We start from the raw sequence: 15,450 nt of genomic DNA on the forward strand, positions 1-15,450 counted from the left end.
GCCTTCGGATCAAGCGGGGGCGACGGTCTTCCGCACACCCGCGGCCAGTTCGGCCGAAAGCTCGCGCACCGCGTCGGTACCGCTCGCCGCGGCGGTCACCAGCGCCGAACCGACGATGACGCCGTCCGCGAACCCGGCGACCTGCGCCGCCTGCTCGCCGGACCGGACGCCGATCCCGACGCCGATCGGCAGTTCCGTATGCGCGCGGGTCCGCTCGACCAGGTCCTCGGCGTGCACGCCGACCTGGTCACGGGCACCCGTCACACCCATCACGGCGGTGGCGTACACGAAACCCGAAGCGGCCGCGACGGTCTTCGCGATCCGTTCCTCCGAAGAGGACGGCGCGACCAGGAAGATCCGGTCCAGGCCATGCTGTTCGGAGGCGGCCATCCACTCGTCGGCCTCGTCCGGGATCAGGTCCGGGGTGATCATCCCGAGCCCGCCCGCGGCGGCGAGATCCCGCGCGAAGCGGTCGACGCCGTAGCGGTGCACCGGGTTCCAGTACGTCATCACGACGGCCTTGCCACCACGCGACGACACCGACTCGACGACCTCGAACAGGTGCTTGAGCTTGAAGCCGCCCGAGAGCGCGCTCACCGAAGCGGCCTGGATGGTCGGGCCGTCCATGACCGGGTCCGAGTAGGGCACGCCCACCTCGACCAGGTCGGCGCCGCCGTCGACCACCGCGGCCAGCAGGTCCTTCGACCCGTCGACCGTCGGGAAGCCCGCCGGGAGGTAGCCGATCAGCGCGCCGCGCCCCTCGGCCCGGGTCTTCGCGAAGATCTCGTCCAGCGCGCTCATGCGTTCTCCACCAGGCCGAAGTACTTCGCGGCCGTGTCCATGTCCTTGTCGCCGCGACCGGACAGGTTCACGATGATCAGCCCCTCGGGGCCGAGTTCGCGCCCCAGCACCAGCGCGCCGGCCAGCGCGTGCGCCGACTCGATCGCCGGGATGATGCCCTCGGTACGCGAAAGCAGCTTGAACGCGTCCATCGCCTCGGCGTCGGTCACCGGCCGGTACTCGGCGCGGCCGCTGTCCTTGAGCCACGAGTGCTCCGGGCCGACGCCCGGATAGTCCAGCCCCGCGGAGATCGAATGCGACTCGACGGTCTGGCCGTCCTCGTCCTGCAGCAGGTACGTCATCGCGCCGTGCAGGTTGCCCGGGGTGCCCTTGGTCAGCGTGGCGCCGTGACGGTTGCCCTCGATGCCCTCGCCGCCCGGTTCGAGACCGACCAGGCGCACCGACGCGTCGTCGATGAAACCGTGGAAGATCCCGATCGCGTTCGACCCGCCGCCGACGCAGGCCGCGACGGCGTCGGGCAGGCGACCGGCCTGCTCCAGGATCTGGGCGCGGGCCTCTTCGCCGATGATCTTGTGGAAGTTCCGCACCATCATCGGGAACGGGTACGGGCCCGCCGCCGTGCCGAACAGGTAGTGCGTGTCCTCGGCGTTGGTGACCCAGTCGCGCAGCGCCTCGTTGATCGCGTCCTTCAGCGTGCGCGAGCCGGTCTTCACCGGGATGACCTCGGCGCCGAGCAGTTTCATGCGGGCGACGTTCAGCGCCTGCCGCTCGGTGTCGACCTCGCCCATGTAGACGACGCATTCCAGGTCCAGCAGCGCGCAGGCGGTGGCGGTGGCCACGCCGTGCTGCCCGGCCCCGGTCTCGGCGATGACCCGCTTCTTGCCCATCCGCTTGGTGAGCAGCGCCTGGCCGAGCACGTTGTTGATCTTGTGCGAACCGGTGTGGTTCAGATCCTCGCGCTTGAGGAAGATCCGGGCGCCGCCGGCGTGCTCGCCGAAGCGCTTGGCCTCGGTGAGCAGCGACGGGCGGCCGGCGTACTCGCGCAGCAGGCGCCGGAACTCGTTGACGAAGTCCGGGTCGGTCCTCGCCTTGTCGTATTCCGCCGCGACCTCGTCGACGACGCCGATCAGGGCCTCGGGCATGAACCGGCCGCCGTAGGGGCCGTAGTAGCCCCGGCCGTCCGGGTCGTGCTCGCCGTGCGGTGTTTCGGTGTACTCCACGCTCATCGAGAAGGCCTCGGGCAAGCGGGGTGCGAACCGGCGGTCACGAGCTTGACCAGGGCGCCCTTCGGGTCTCCCGAAGCGACGAGCCCTTCGCCCACGAGGACGGCGTCGGCGCCGTGACCCGCGTAGGACATCAGGTCACCGGGGCCGCGGACACCGGACTCGGCGATCTTGAAGACGTCCATCGGCAGGCCGGGGGCCAGCCGCGAGAAGACGTCGCGATCCACCTCGAGGGTGTGCAGGTTGCGGGCGTTGACGCCGATCACCTTCGCGCCGGCTTCGAGCGCCTTGTCGGCCTCTTCGGCGTTGTGGATCTCGACCAGCGCGGTCATCCCGAGCGATTCGACGCGGTCCAGCAACGCGATCAGGGCGTTCTGCTCCAGCGCGGCCACGATCAGCAGGACCATGTCCGCGCCGTGCAGCCGCGCCTCGTGGACCTGGTACGGGCTGACGATGAAGTCCTTGCGCAGCACCGGGATGTCCACCGCCGCGCGGACCGCGTCGAGGTCGGCGAGCGAACCGCCGAACCGCCGCTGCTCGGTCAGCACGCTGATCACCCTGGCGCCGCCGTCGGCGTAGTCCTTCGCCAGCGCGGCCGGATCCGGGATCTCGGCCAGATCGCCCTTGGACGGGCTGCGCCGCTTCACCTCGGCGATGACGCCGATACCGGACTCGCGCAGGGCCGCGAGGACGTCACGTGGGGGCGCGACCTGGGTCGCGCGCTTCTTCAGTTCGTCGAACGGCAGAGCCGCCTCGCGCTCGGCGAGATCGGCACGGACGCCGGCGACGATGTCTTCGAGCACGCTCACCGGAGTCCCTCACCGGCCGTCGTACTCACGGATTCCTTCGCAAGGTCGCTCACAAAAACCTTCCCCTTCCCGCCGAAACGATGCTAACCCCCGCACGGATACGGCCTGGTTCCGGGTATGTCCGTTACTCCGAATGCCCACCGTGTCATCTTTCCCGGCGTGGATCTCCGAAACCCGCGAATTCCGCCGTCGTCACCGGGTCGCGGTGGGATCTTCGCCGTCGGACAGCGCCTCCCACAGCTCGGTCTCCGGATCCTTCGCGGCCTTCTTCTTCGCCCCCGGCGCCGAATACTTCGCGCCGAGGCGCGGCATCCGGCCCGCGCCCTTGATGGCTGCCAACCCGCCCGCGGTCACGAGAATTCCCCCGAGGATCGCGAGGCCGCGGGCTCCCAGCATCTGGGCGACGGGCAGTCCGTCGGCGAATCCGCTGAACGAGCCGCCCGCCACGCCGATCCACACCGCGGCGACGCCGGCCACGGCGAGTACCACGCCGAGCACCCGGCGTGGCCAGCCGCCGGTGGCGATCAGCCCCGCGGTGCCGGCGAGTGCCAGCAACGCGAGGGGAATCAGCGCAACCGCACGCTGTGAACCGGTTTCCGTGTACAGCACGGTGCCGCGCACGCCGCCGTCGCGGAACTCCGCGAACCACACGAGCCGCGAGGAACCCCACAACGCGACCGCGCCCAGCAGCAGGCCCACCACGGCGATCCACAGTGGACGCTTGGCCTTCTTCGCCGGGGCCTCAGACACGAGTGCGGTCACCCGCCGGGTCGAGTTCGTCCGCCGCGATCATCGTCTGCGCCGCCGCGACGGCGGAAAGCACCGTACGGGCCTTGTTGAGCGACTCGTTGTCCTCGTAGTCCGCCACCGAATCCGCGACGACTCCCCCGCCCGCCTGGACGTACGCGGTGCCGTCCTTCATCAGCGCGGTGCGGATCGCGATCGCCGTGTCGGCGTCCCCGGCGAAGTCGAGGTAGCCCACAACGCCGCCGTAGAGCGCCCTGCGGGTCGGCTCCAGCTCCTCGATCAGCTGCATCGCGCGGACCTTCGGCGCACCCGAAAGCGTCCCCGCCGGGAAACAGGCCGTGACAGCGTCGAAAGCCGTCTTGTCGTCGAGGAGTTCCCCGGTGACCGTGGAGACGATGTGCATGACGTGGCTGTAACGCTCGACGTCGAAGAAGTCGACGACGCGCACGGTGCCGGGCTTGCAGACCTTGCCGAGGTCGTTGCGGCCGAGGTCGACGAGCATCAGATGCTCGGCACGCTCCTTCTCGTCCGCGAGCAGGTCCTTGGCCAGCTGCGCGTCCTCCTCCGGATCGGCGCCGCGCCAGCGGGTGCCCGCGATCGGATGCGTGGTCGCGCGGCCGTCCCGCACGGTGACCAGCGACTCCGGGCTGGATCCGACGATGTCGAAACCGTCCAGGCGCAGCAGGTACATGTACGGGCTCGGATTGGACGTGCGCAGCACGCGGTAGACGTCGAGCGCGTCGGCCTGGGTCTCGATCTCGAAGCGTTGCGACGGCACGATCTGGAACGCTTCGCCGGCCTTGATCGCCTCGACGGCCTTCTCGACGGCGGCGTGGAAATCCGGCTTGGAGCGGCGGCGCGTGAATTCGGGCGCGGGACGGTCGAAGACGGCGGCCGTGGCCGGGGCGGCGACGTGCAGCTGCTTGGTCATCGCGTTCAGGCGCGCGACGGCGTCGTCGTACGCGGCGTCGACGCGCTCGGCCGAGTCGTCCCAGTTGACCGCGTTGGCGATCAGGGTGACGGTGCCCTCGTGGTGGTCGAAGGCGGCCAAGTCGGTCGCCAGCAGCATGGTGAGCTCGGGGATGTCGAGGTCACGCTCGGCGAGTTCGGGGAGGCGTTCGAGCCAGCGGACGGCGTCGTAGCCGATGTAGCCGACCATGCCGCCGGTGAGCGGCGGCATCCCGGGCAGCTGCTCGGTGTGCAGCGCGGCGACGGTCTCGCGCAGGACGGTGAGCGGGTCGCCCTCGGTCGGCAGGCCGACCGGCGGGGTGCCGGTCCACACGGCCTCGCCGTCACGCACGGTCAGCGCGGCGGGGCTGTCGACGCCGATGAACGACCATCGGCTCCAGGAAGCGCCGTTCTCCGCCGATTCGAACAGGAACGTGCCCGGCCGGTCGGCGGCGAGCTTGCGGTAGACCCCGATGGGGGTCTCACCGTCGGCGAGCACGCGACGGACGACGGGGATGACGCGACGGCCCTCGGCGAGTGCGCGGAACTCGTCGCGCGAAGGGCTGACCGAGCCGAGCCCCGAGGAGCTGGCGTTTGCGGCGCTGACCATGTCGCTCATTGTGCTGCAACGGCCGTACGGACCGGGACGGGGGGATGAATTCAAAGATTGTTGAATTTCTGGCCGGGTCCGTTCATGATGACGCCATGGCTGGTGAAGACACTACCGTGCGGCGGCGGGGACGGCGGCCCGGCGGGCAGGACACCCGCACCGCGTTGATCGAAGCGGCGCGCGCGGTATTCGGCGAGAGCGGTTTCGACGGCGCGACCGTACGCGCGATCGCGACCCGGGCCGGGGTCGACGCGGCGATGGTGAACCACTGGTTCGGCAGCAAGGAAGGGCTGTTCGCCCAAGCCATCCTGAAGCTCCCGTTCGATCCGCACGAACTGCTCGCCGAACTCCAGAACGGGCCCGACGACGAATTCGGCCAGCGGATCGTCCGCACCTTCCTCACCCGATGGGACGGCGCGGGCGGCGAGGTGTTCCAGGCCCTCGTCCGCAGCGTCGCCGGGCACGAACAGGCCGCGGCCGTGCTGCGCGGTTTCTTCCAGAACTTCTTCACGAAGGTCATCGGCGGGCTGGGCTCGGACCGCGTCGAACTGCGGACCACGCTCTGCGCTTCCCAGCTCGTCGGGATGGGGCTGGTGCGCTACGTCGCGAAATTCGAGCCGATGGCTTCGAGCGAGATCGAGCCTTTGGTGACCGCGATCGCTCCGACCGTGCAACGCTACCTCACCGGCGACATCGATTGACTCGTGAGTGGTAAGGACGGTTCTAACCGTCCTTACCACTCACGAGTCAGTCCGTGTCCGGTTCGATTTCCTTGACGGGGACCGTGTAGAGCGTGTCCTTGGAGAAGCGCCCGCGCGGGAAGATCACGATCATGTCGGTGTCCTCGCCGCCGATGAAGACGGGGACTTTCTCGAGCCCGTTGAAACGGGGAGCGATCCGCAGCGACCGGCGCGTCTGAAGCAACTTGTAGTCGTGGTCGAGATAGACGTCGATCCTGGGGAACAGCCAGCCGGGCCGGACCGTCGCCATGGCCTCGCGCAAACCCGTCTTCTCGGCGGACCGACGGCGGCTCCTCCAGAGCCAGGCGGCGTACAGACACGCCGGAATACCGTAGAAGGCAACCAAAGAAAGTGGGGCCAGAACCTCGAATCGGCGATCGTCCGAAACGATCTGACACACGACGAAATAAGCGATCCAGAACGCCGCCCAAGCCGTCGCCCGTTGTTCGAGAAGCGACAGTTTCTCGATCAACGGGGTGGCCACTTCTTCGTGGACCGTCGGCGGCTCGAAGCCTTCGGTGAAGTCGCCGTCCGCGCCGGAACGAGGTCGCCCGGCGACCCTTGGACGTCGTCTCGGACGGTCGGTCTTCTTGTTCCCTCGCCCCAGTTTCATGCACCGAGGTTAATCGAGAAAAGTGGCTCTCCCGGACAACGAGTCACATCTCGCTCCAGGGCAACCGAGAGCGCTCAGCGAGCGTGCAAGTGAGCAGGCGCCTCAGCCCGCGAGCAGTACCGCGATCAGCGCCAGCGTGCCCGGCACCACCTGCACGAAGAAGATCTTCTTGCTCGCCGTCGCCGTCCCGTAGAGCCCGGCCACGATCACGCACGCGAGACCGTAGATCTTGAACTGCCACGCCGTGCCGCCGGTCGCGATCAGGCCCCAGATCAGCGCGGCGGCGAGGAAACCGTTGTACAGCCCCTGATTCGCCGCGAGCGCGGAACTCTCCTTCGCGAACTCCTCGGTGGTGCCGAAGGACGCGCGGGCACGCGGGGTGGTCCACAGGAACATCTCGAGCACGACGATGTACAGGTGGATCAGTGCGACGATGCCGACCAGCACGTTGGCGACGACATTCACGGGTCACTCGCTCTCGTCGGCCAGCAGCAGCCGTTCGTCGGTGTCGAAACAGGTGTGCGTGCCGGTGTGACAGGCCGGGCCGGTCTGGTCGACGCGCAGCAGGACGGTATCGCCGTCGCAGTCGATCCGCACCTCGCGCACGTGCTGGACGTGGCCCGACGTCTCGCCCTTCACCCACAGTTCCTCGCGGCTGCGCGAGTAGTAGGTCCCGCGCCGCGTGGTGAGGGTGCGTTCGAGGGCCTCGTCGTTCATCCACGCCATCATCAGGACGTCCGATGTGGAGTGTTCGACGACGACGGCGGCGATCAGCCCGTCGGCGTTGCGCTTCAAGCGATCCGAGAGGGCGGGGTCAAGCGTCATTCGTGGCTCCGAGGAGGTGCCGTTTCACCGGCATCGAGTTGAGCAGGACCGCCGCGTAGATGTACCCGGCGAAGAGGATCCCGGAGACGATCTTCACCCAGAAGAGTTCCGCCGCCAGCATCGACAGCGCGTGCAGCAACCCGAACAGGAAGCTGACCCCGAACCCGGCGAACCGCGCGGACGACATCTTCAGCACCAGCCCCGCCACGACGAGACCGCCGAGGACCAGCGAAGTCGCCGGAAGCAGGAAGGTCCGCGCGGTGGAGTACGGCGCGAACATGAGGACCCCGGCCATCGCGAGGTACGCGAGGGCTAGCCCGAGCAGCAACGCGCAGACGACCTTGACCTCGGTGGCGGCCTTCCACTTGTTCGCGATCACCGGACCACGACTCCCCCGGCACGCAGCGCGCTCTTGACCTCGCCGATCTTCAGCTGCCCGAAGTGGAACACGCTGGCCGCGAGCACCGCGTCCGCACCCGCTTCGACGGCGGGCAGGAAGTGCTCCAGCGCGCCGGCGCCGCCGCTGGCGATCACCGGGACGCGGACGGCCGCGCGCACCTGGGTGAGGAGTTCGAGGTCGAAGCCGTTCTTCGTGCCGTCGGCGTCCATGGAGTTGAGCAGGATCTCGCCGACGCCGAGTTCCTCGCCGCGCGCGGCCCATTCGACGGCGTCGATCCCGGTGCCGCGGCGACCGCCGTGGGTGGTCACCTCGAAACCGGACGGGGTCGGTTCGGTGCCTTCGGGGACCCGGCGCGCGTCCACCGACAGCACGACGCACTGCGCGCCGAACCTGCGGGACGCCTCGCGCAGGAACTCCGGCCGCGCGATGGCGGCGGTGTTGATGCTCACCTTGTCCGCGCCGGTGCGCAGCAGCCGGTTGACGTCGTCGTTCGTGCGCACGCCGCCACCGACGGTGAGCGGGATGAACACCTGCTCCGCGGTCCGGCGGACCACGTCGAAAGTGGTCTCGCGGTCCCCGGAGGACGCCGTGACGTCGAGGAACGTGAGCTCGTCCGCGCCCTCGGCGTCGTACAGGCGGGCGAGTTCGACGGGGTCGCCGGCGTCGCGCAGGTCGGCGAAGTTGACGCCCTTCACCACACGGCCCGCGTCGACGTCGAGACACGGGATGACCCTGACTGCGACTGACATGGGGACAAGCGTAGTCAAGCGCGTTCTAAGCTCGCGGAATGGCACAGGCGGGGCGGCGGCCGGGGCAGACCGAGACGCGGGAGGTGATCCTCGACGCGGCACGGCGCAGGTTCGCCGAACAGGGCTACGACGGGGCGACCGTCCGCGGCATCGCGGCCGACGCCGGGGTCAACGCGGCGCTGCTGCACCATTTCTTCGGCACCAAGCAACGGCTCTTCGCCATGTCGATGAACCTGCCGGTCGACCCGGGCGAGCTGGTCCCCCGGATCCTCGAAGGCCCCGAGGACGAGATCGGCGAGCGTCTCGTCCGCGCGTTCCTCGGCCTCTGGCAGGCCCCGGACGGCAGAGCGCCGTTCCTGGCGATGATCCGCTCCGCGACCACGAACGAGCAGGTCGCGACCATGATGCGGCAGTTCCTGGAGCGGGCGGTGCTGGCGCGGGTCGCCGAGGCGCGCGGCGTGCCGAAGGTCCGGGTGGCCGGGATCGCCGCGCAGATGATCGGGTTCGCGCTGCTGCGCTACGTCATCGGGCTCCCGCCGCTGGCCGCCGCCTCGGAGGACGAGATCGTCGCGATGCTGGCGCCGGTCGCGCAGTACTACCTGACCCCCGGCGTTCACCGGCCGGACACTCCGCACGGCTAATTTCCCGAGGATGCGCATCGCTGCTCTCCTCCCCCTCCCCCTGCTGGCGGCCTCGCTGCTCACCGCCGTGCCAGCCGAAGCGGGCCAGAACCCCTCGCCCGTGGCGCAGACCAGGGCCTACGTCGACGACGCGGGCGCGGACCCGGCGAACGCCGACGCCGACGACCCGGCCATCTGGGTCCACCCGAAGAATCCGTCGGCCAGCGTCGTCCTCGGCACGCTCAAGGAAGGCGGGCTGGCGGCGTTCGACCTGAAGGCTCGGCAGTTGCAGCATCTCGCCGTTCCCGAGGGCGGCCGGTTCAACAACGTCGACGTCGTCGGCGATCTCGCGGTGGTGAGCGACCGCGGCCGGGACCGCGTACGCGTCTACCGGATCGACCCGGCCGGTGCCGCGGCCGGTTCGCGGGTGCTGCGCGACGTCACGGATCCTTCCGCCCCGCCGGTCTTCTCCACGTCGGAGTCCGAAGTGGACGAACAGCGGACCGCGTACGGACTCACCGCCGCACGCGACCCGCGGACCGGCGCGCGCTGGGTCGCGGTGACCCGGCGGCACGAGACCCGCGTGGCGCTCTTGCGACTTGTCGACAAAGCGGACGGTACCGTCGGCACGGCGCCGATCGGCACGATCGACCTGCCGTCGGAGTTCCGGCTGCCGAACGGGAAGACGTGGTCGCCCTGCGGTGAACCGGACGAGCGGCCGCAGCTGGAGGGCTCGATCCTCGACGCCGCGAACCGCGTGCTCTACACCGCGCAGGAGGACGTCGGGATCTGGCGGATCCCGGTGGGCGGCGCCGGTTTCGGCCGCCCGGAGCTGATCGACAAGGTGCGGTCGTTCGGGGTTCCGCAGCGCTTCGACGAGGCGACCGAGGAATGCGTCGCCGACGGCACCGACCCCGGTTTCGGCGGCAAGTGGCTGACGGCGGACGCCGAAGGACTGGCGCTGGCCGACGGCAAGCTGCTCGCGTCGAGCCAGGGCGACTCGCGGTTCGTGGTCTACGACCGCGCTCTCACCCCGCGGCGCGATTTCCGGATCGTCGCCGGACGCGGGACCGACTCGGTCGAGCATTCCGACGGTGCCGCGATCACCACCAGGCCGCTGGGGCCGCTGTTCCCGCACGGCCTGCTGGTGGTGCACGACGGCGAACGCCGTCCCGCCGCCACCGGCCCCGCCGGTGAGGAACTCGCGACCACCGGGTTCGCCTTCGTCCGGCTGGAGACCGTCGTGCGGTGATCACGTTCACCGAGAAAGTTCCGCTCCCGATGCATCAGCCGGGTGGTCTCGCGCGTCCTTAGGGGGAGACCACCGGCTGAGGGGGACACGTGCCTGCGACCTTCGACGAGTTCGTCGCGGATCGCCTGGACGGCCTCCTGCGCTACGCGACCGTCCTGACCGACGATCCGTACCTGGCGCAGGACATCGTCCAGGAGGTGCTGCTGCGTGCTCAGCAACGCTGGCCGAAGATCGACTCGCCGCCGACCTACGTCCGCCGGATGGTGACCAACGAGTACCTCTCGTGGCGAAGGCGGCTGGCGGTCCGCCGCGTGACCCCGTCGTCACCGGAAGTGCTCGACCTGGTGAGCCCGCCGGTCTCCGATCACGCCATCGAATACGACGAACGCGACGCGATGCTGGACCGGCTCGCGAAGCTCCCGCGCAAACAACGCGCCGCGATCGTGCTCCGCTACTACGAGAACTACTCCGACGAGGAGATCGGCGCGGTACTCCGCTGCGCGACGTCGACCGTGCGCAGCCAGATTTCGCGCGCGCTCGCGACGCTGCGGGAAACCGGGCCGTCCCCGTCCGTGCAGCCCACGGGAGCCCGCAAATGACCCGACTGAGTGACGAGCACACCGAGGACCTGATCCGGGAGAGCCTGGAGCACCTGGCGACGCGGGCGCCCGACGGTGCCGAGATCCGCGACGCGCTGGCCCAACGGTCGCGAAGCCGTCCGGCCATGGCACTGGCACTGGTCGCGGCGGCGGTCGCGATCATCGCGCTCGGTGTGCCGCTGGGCCTGCGGGCCTACACCGCGGTTCCCCCGGCCTCGCCGCGCAACGCCGATTGGGCGGTGCTGCCGTACAAGCCCGGCTGGCTGCCCGACGGCTTCAAGGAGCTGACCCGGCGCGCGAAGGCCTATCCCGCGCCGCAGACCAGGACGTGGAGCAGCGGCGAGACGGGGCAGATCCAGCTGACCACCACTCCGCTGGACGAGCGGCGCGGACCGTGGACCATCGCGCCCGCGCCGAACCAGATCATCGTGCACGGTCGCGTCGGGATGGTCGCGGAGGTCTACGGCGACGCGACGATGCTGACCTGGTCGCCCGACGACACGTACCTGCTGAGCTTGACGTTGTTCGGGATCAAGGACCCGCGCGACGTCGGTCAGCGGATCGCGGACGAGATGGTGCGGGACGGCCGTGCCCGGGTTTCGGGCGAACTGCGGTTCGGCGGTTTACCCGCCGGCCTGGAGCTGTCCGGGGTGTACACGTACATGACCGCCGGCGGGGGCGCGACCGAAGTCGAAGCCACCCTCGCCGGGCAACCCACCGCGGCGCCGGTCGTCACGGCATCGCTCCGCGCCGAACGGCCGGACTCGGGCGACGCCGCGCCCGTGCCGCTGAAGGTCAGGGGCGCCGACGGCCTCTACCTGCCGAAACGGACCGGACGGCTCGGTGTCGAGGACGAAACGGTCGCCGTCCAGGTGGAGGGCGGGCGGTGGCTCACCGTATCCGGCAAACGGGACCAGGCCACCCTGCTCGGCATCGCGAACGGCGTCCAGCTGATCCCCGGCGACTACAGTTGGTTCGGGAAGCCACCGGAATAGTGACGAAGGGACGGGGGTTGTCGACGGCATGACGGACACCTACCGCTCCATCGCGTTCACCGAATACGGCGACTCCGGGGTCCTGCGCGTCCTCGAGCGGGAATTGCCCGAGCCGGGCCCCGGCCGGGTGCGGGTCGCCGTCCGGGCCGCGGGCGTGAACCCGATCGACTGGAAGATCCGCTCCGGGCTGATGGCCGAGGCGTTCCCGACGGAGTTCCCCGCCGTCCCCGGTGGCGACATCGCCGGGGTGATCGACGCGGTCGGCGAGGGCGTGTCCGATTTCGCGACCGGTGACGAGGTGCTCGGCTCCGGAGCAGGCGGATACGCGGAGTACGTCCTCGCGGATCCCGCGAAGCTGACCCGGAAGCCCGAGGCGCTTTCGTGGGAACTGGCCGCGGCGCTGCCCGTCGTCGTCAACACCGCCTATCGCGCCCTCAACCTGCTGGATCTCCAGGAGGGCGAGACGCTGCTCGTCGACGGCGCCGCGGGAGGTGTCGGCACCATCGCCGTCCAGCTCGCCGTCGCGCGCGGGCTGACCGTGGTGGGCACCGCGAGCGAAGGGAACCACGAGTACCTGCGCTCGCTGGGCGCTGTCCCGGTGCAGTACGGCGAAGGCCTCGCGGAACGCGTACGCGACGTCGCGCCACAGGGCGTCGACGCGTCCTTCGACGCCTCCGGGCGTGGCTCGCTCGCCACCCTGGTCGAGCTGACCGGTGGCCCGAAACGGGTCATCACCATCGCCGCGCCGGACGCGGCCGACCACGGCGTGCGCTTCACGTCGGGATCTCCGGCCGAGCAGGTGCCCGGCTCGCTGGCCGAGGGCGCCGCACTCGCCGCCGAAGGCAAGCTCGACCTGCCGATCGCCCGGGTCTACCCGCTCGCCGAAGCGGCCGCGGCCCAGGACGAGAGCGAAGCGGGTCACGTCCGGGGCAAGCTCGTCCTGGTGCCATGAGCCTCCCCACGACCGCGAGCTGGCTGCATCGGGACGCGAGGACCGGCCTGGAGGTCGCGTTCTTCCGAGAACACGACGGCGGCTGGCGGATCAGCGGGGCCACGACAGCCGTCGAGGACGGCGAATCCTGGTTCGTCGAGTACGCGATCACCGTCGACGCCGCCTGGCGTACGCGGTCGGCGGAGATCTCGGGCCGGTCGGCGAGCGGCGCCCGGCGCACGGTGCTCGAATCCGTCGGCGACGGACGATGGCGGGTGGACGGGGTCGCGGATCCGCGGCTCGACGGCTGTTTCGACGTGGACCTGGAGTCGTCGTCGATGACGAACACGCTGCCGGTGCACCGGCTGGGCCTGGCGGCGGGCGCCGCCGCCGAGGCGCCCGCCGTGTACGTCCGGGCGGGCGATCTCGCCGTGGAGCGGCTCGAGCAGCGCTACGAGCGGGTCTGTGACCACGATTTCGCCTATGCGGCACCGGTCTTCGATTTCTCCTGCGTGCTGCGTTACGACCGGTACCTGCTGGTGCGCGACTACCCGGGCCTCGCCGTGCGGCTGTCCTGAAACACCCCCTCTTGACTCTCGCTTCTCAACGGGCGCAGAATTAAACGCATGGCTAATTCAGCGATCTCCGTGACGGGCCTGCGGGTCGTCCGCGGCGGCCGTGAGGTCGTCAGGGACGTCGGTTTCGCGACGCCGCGCGGCCGGATCACCGGTCTGCTCGGCCCCAGTGGCTGCGGCAAGACGACGCTGATGCGCTCGATCGTCGGCGTGCAGATCGTCGCCGAGGGCGAGGTCACCGTGCTCGGCCATCCCGCCGGCAGCCCGCCGCTGCGGCGGTTGATCGGCTACGCCACCCAGAACCCGGCCATCTACGCCGACCTCACCATCACGGAAGCCTTGCGCTACTTCGCTTCCGTCCTCCGCACGCCGATGTCCGATGTGGACAGGGTGATCGGCGAAGTCGGGCTCGCCGAGCACGCGGGCAAGCTCGTCGGCGCCTTGTCCGGCGGCCAGCACAGCCGCGCCAATCTCGCCGTCGCGCTGCTCGGGAAGCCCGAACTGCTCGTCCTCGACGAACCGACCGTCGGACTGGATCCTGTGCTCCGCGACGAACTCTGGGCGCTTTTCCGCCGTCTCGCCGAGGGCGGGGCGACGCTGCTCGTGTCCAGCCACGTGATGGACGAGGCCGCGCGATGCGACCGTCTGCTGCTCATGCGCGAAGGCCGGATCCTCGCCGACGACACCCCGGCCGGCCTGCGCGAACGCACCGGGACGACCGATCTGGAGCAGGCGTTCCTGCGGCTGGTCCGCGAGACCGAGGTGAGCCCGTCATGAATCCCGCCTTGACCTTGGCCACGGCTCGCCGCATCCTCCTTCAGCTGCGGCACGATCCACGCACCGTCGCGATGCTGATCGTCGTCCCGTCGCTGCTGATGGTGCTGCTGCGCTTCGTCTTCAACTCCGAAGCGGTGTTCAGCCGCGTCGCGCCGGCACTGCTCGGTGTCTTCCCGTTCCTGATCATGTTCCTGATCACCTCGATCACGACGCTGCGCGAGCGCACCACGGCCACCCTGGAACGGCTGATGACCCTGCCGATCGGCAGGATGGACCTGCTCTTCGGCTACGCGATCGCGTTCGGCTCGATCGCGATCGTCCAGGTCGGCGTCGCCGCCGCGGTGTCGCTCGCCTGGCTGGGCCTGGACATCGCGGGTTCGATCGGGATGCTGCTGCTCATCGCCGTCCTCGACGCGCTTCTCGGGATGGCGCTCGGCCTCTTCGTGAGCGCGTTCGCGCGGACGGAGTTCCAGGCCGTGCAGTTCATGCCGCTGTTCGTGCTGCCGCAGATCCTGCTGTGCGGCCTGTTCGTGCCACGCGGCGAGATGGGCTGGCTCCTGAACTGGCTTTCGAACGTGATGCCGCTTTCGTACGCCGTCGAAGCCCTCACCCGGGTCACCACGTCGGGCACCGTGGACGCGACGCTGATCCGGAATCTGATCGTCGTCGGGGCCTGCGCCCTGGCCGCGCTGGTCCTCGGCGCGGCGACGCTGCGCAGGCGGACGCCCTAGACTCTCCACATGGGATCGGAGTTCGAGCGGATCGCCGCCGAGAAGTACGTCGTCCTGACCACCTTCCGCAAGAACGGCACCCCGGTGCCGACGCCGGTCTGGGCGGCGGGCGACGGCGGCGAACTGGTGCTCTGGTCCGAGCGGAAGGCGGGCAAGGTCAAGCGCATCCGCAACAGCGGGCGCGTCGAGGTCCAGGCGTGTGACTTCCGGGGCAACAAGACCCATGGCGACGTCGTCGCGGGCGAGGCGCGGCTGCTGGACCTCGACGAGACGGAACGCGTGCGCAAGGTGATCGCGCGGAAATACGGGATCACCGGCCGGGTCACGATGTTCTTCAGCAGGCTGCGGGGGCCGAAGGACCGGACCGTGGGGATCGCGATCAAGCTGGCGGAATGACCTGGGCCTCGTGAGTGGCGAGGACGGTTAGAACCGACACGCCCCCACCCCGCGGCGGTGTGGGCGCCCCCCCCCCCCCCCCCCCCCCCCGGCCGGGGGGCGGCCCGCC

The 15,450-nt window shown here is 69.9% G+C and carries 20 protein-coding genes; 10 read left to right on the forward strand and 10 right to left on the reverse strand.

Features of this window, described 5'->3' with window-relative positions:
* Positions 1–9: 9 nt before the first annotated feature.
* The 5 genes from trpA to ACFWIW_RS14745 all read right to left on the reverse strand — a co-directional run bounded on the left by trpA (position 10) and on the right by ACFWIW_RS14745 (position 5,138).
* Entirely contained in the window at positions 10–801 is a 792-nt protein-coding gene (gene trpA, locus ACFWIW_RS14725; RefSeq protein ID WP_378368907.1) for a tryptophan synthase subunit alpha, read from the reverse strand.
* Positions 798–2,027 carry a tryptophan synthase subunit beta gene (gene trpB / locus ACFWIW_RS14730; RefSeq protein ID WP_378368908.1) on the reverse strand — a complete coding sequence of 410 codons (1,230 nt, stop codon included), beginning with the start codon at positions 2,025–2,027 and terminating at the stop codon, positions 798–800. The genes trpA and trpB overlap by 4 nt, the downstream gene beginning before the upstream one ends.
* Entirely contained in the window at positions 2,024–2,833 is an 810-nt protein-coding gene (gene trpC / locus ACFWIW_RS14735; RefSeq protein ID WP_005155232.1) for an indole-3-glycerol phosphate synthase TrpC, read from the reverse strand. Before trpC ends, trpB begins: the two co-directional genes overlap by 4 nt.
* Positions 2,834–3,025: 192 nt before the next feature.
* A complete protein-coding gene (locus ACFWIW_RS14740; RefSeq protein ID WP_378368909.1) occupies positions 3,026–3,583 on the reverse strand; it encodes a Trp biosynthesis-associated membrane protein in 558 nt (185 codons plus the stop codon).
* Positions 3,576–5,138, reverse strand: coding sequence for an anthranilate synthase component I (locus ACFWIW_RS14745; RefSeq protein WP_378368910.1), 1,563 nt, complete (start codon positions 5,136–5,138; stop codon positions 3,576–3,578). Before ACFWIW_RS14745 ends, ACFWIW_RS14740 begins: the two co-directional genes overlap by 8 nt.
* Before the next feature lie 95 nt (positions 5,139–5,233).
* Here ACFWIW_RS14745 and ACFWIW_RS14750 point away from each other — a divergent pair, with 95 nt between their 5' ends.
* Positions 5,234–5,839: a TetR family transcriptional regulator gene (locus tag ACFWIW_RS14750; protein ID WP_037344873.1), complete on the forward strand. Its 606-nt coding sequence runs from the start codon at positions 5,234–5,236 to the stop codon at positions 5,837–5,839.
* Between the two features lie 46 nt (positions 5,840–5,885).
* Here ACFWIW_RS14750 and ACFWIW_RS14755 read toward each other — a convergent pair whose 3' ends face one another.
* The 5 genes from ACFWIW_RS14755 to hisF all read right to left on the reverse strand — a co-directional run bounded on the left by ACFWIW_RS14755 (position 5,886) and on the right by hisF (position 8,465).
* Positions 5,886–6,350, reverse strand: a complete 465-nt coding sequence (locus ACFWIW_RS14755) for a hypothetical protein (RefSeq protein WP_378368911.1) — start codon at positions 6,348–6,350, stop codon at positions 5,886–5,888.
* A 243-nt stretch (positions 6,351–6,593) separates the two neighbouring features.
* Complete coding sequence (locus tag ACFWIW_RS14760; RefSeq protein ID WP_240593936.1) at positions 6,594–6,956, reverse strand: DUF1304 domain-containing protein; 363 nt, start codon at positions 6,954–6,956, stop codon at positions 6,594–6,596.
* A gap of 3 nt (positions 6,957–6,959) precedes the next feature.
* Positions 6,960–7,316 carry a phosphoribosyl-AMP cyclohydrolase gene (gene hisI, locus ACFWIW_RS14765; protein WP_378368912.1) on the reverse strand — a complete coding sequence of 119 codons (357 nt, stop codon included), beginning with the start codon at positions 7,314–7,316 and terminating at the stop codon, positions 6,960–6,962.
* On the reverse strand, positions 7,306–7,695 hold the full coding sequence (locus ACFWIW_RS14770) for a hypothetical protein (RefSeq protein WP_378368913.1): 390 nt from the start codon (positions 7,693–7,695) through the stop codon (positions 7,306–7,308). The genes hisI and ACFWIW_RS14770 overlap by 11 nt, the downstream gene beginning before the upstream one ends.
* Positions 7,692–8,465, reverse strand: a complete 774-nt coding sequence (gene hisF, locus ACFWIW_RS14775; protein WP_016335963.1) for an imidazole glycerol phosphate synthase subunit HisF — start codon at positions 8,463–8,465, stop codon at positions 7,692–7,694. The genes ACFWIW_RS14770 and hisF overlap by 4 nt, the downstream gene beginning before the upstream one ends.
* Positions 8,466–8,503: 38 nt before the next feature.
* On the opposite strand from hisF, the gene ACFWIW_RS14780 reads away from it, so the two are divergent.
* From ACFWIW_RS14780 to ACFWIW_RS14820, 9 genes are all read left to right on the forward strand, one after another.
* Positions 8,504–9,106, forward strand: coding sequence for a TetR family transcriptional regulator (locus ACFWIW_RS14780; protein ID WP_378368914.1), 603 nt, complete (start codon positions 8,504–8,506; stop codon positions 9,104–9,106).
* 10 nt (positions 9,107–9,116) lie between these two features.
* A complete protein-coding gene (locus ACFWIW_RS14785) occupies positions 9,117–10,337 on the forward strand; it encodes a phytase (protein WP_378368915.1) in 1,221 nt (406 codons plus the stop codon).
* Between the two features lie 89 nt (positions 10,338–10,426).
* Complete coding sequence (locus tag ACFWIW_RS14790; RefSeq protein ID WP_378368916.1) at positions 10,427–10,936, forward strand: RNA polymerase sigma factor; 510 nt, start codon at positions 10,427–10,429, stop codon at positions 10,934–10,936.
* The gene (locus ACFWIW_RS14795) at positions 10,933–11,931 is read left to right on the forward strand and encodes a hypothetical protein (protein WP_378368917.1); all 999 of its coding nucleotides are present in this window, start codon (positions 10,933–10,935) and stop codon (positions 11,929–11,931) included. The genes ACFWIW_RS14790 and ACFWIW_RS14795 overlap by 4 nt, the downstream gene beginning before the upstream one ends.
* A 28-nt stretch (positions 11,932–11,959) precedes the next feature.
* A complete protein-coding gene (locus ACFWIW_RS14800; RefSeq protein WP_378368918.1) occupies positions 11,960–12,883 on the forward strand; it encodes an NADP-dependent oxidoreductase in 924 nt (307 codons plus the stop codon).
* A complete protein-coding gene (locus ACFWIW_RS14805; protein ID WP_378368919.1) occupies positions 12,880–13,440 on the forward strand; it encodes a putative glycolipid-binding domain-containing protein in 561 nt (186 codons plus the stop codon). The genes ACFWIW_RS14800 and ACFWIW_RS14805 overlap by 4 nt, the downstream gene beginning before the upstream one ends.
* A 48-nt stretch (positions 13,441–13,488) precedes the next feature.
* Positions 13,489–14,214 (forward strand): ABC transporter ATP-binding protein, encoded by a 726-nt coding sequence (locus ACFWIW_RS14810; RefSeq protein WP_378368920.1) that lies wholly within the window; start codon positions 13,489–13,491, stop codon positions 14,212–14,214.
* Positions 14,211–14,945, forward strand: coding sequence for an ABC transporter permease (locus tag ACFWIW_RS14815; protein ID WP_378368921.1), 735 nt, complete (start codon positions 14,211–14,213; stop codon positions 14,943–14,945). Before ACFWIW_RS14810 ends, ACFWIW_RS14815 begins: the two co-directional genes overlap by 4 nt.
* A 9-nt stretch (positions 14,946–14,954) precedes the next feature.
* Complete coding sequence (locus ACFWIW_RS14820) at positions 14,955–15,341, forward strand: PPOX class F420-dependent oxidoreductase (protein WP_378368922.1); 387 nt, start codon at positions 14,955–14,957, stop codon at positions 15,339–15,341.
* The last annotated feature ends 109 nt before the right edge of the window (positions 15,342–15,450 follow it).

It is taken from the genome of Amycolatopsis sp. NPDC058340, assembly GCF_042723975.1.
Classification (GTDB): Bacteria; Actinomycetota; Actinomycetes; order Mycobacteriales; family Pseudonocardiaceae; genus Amycolatopsis.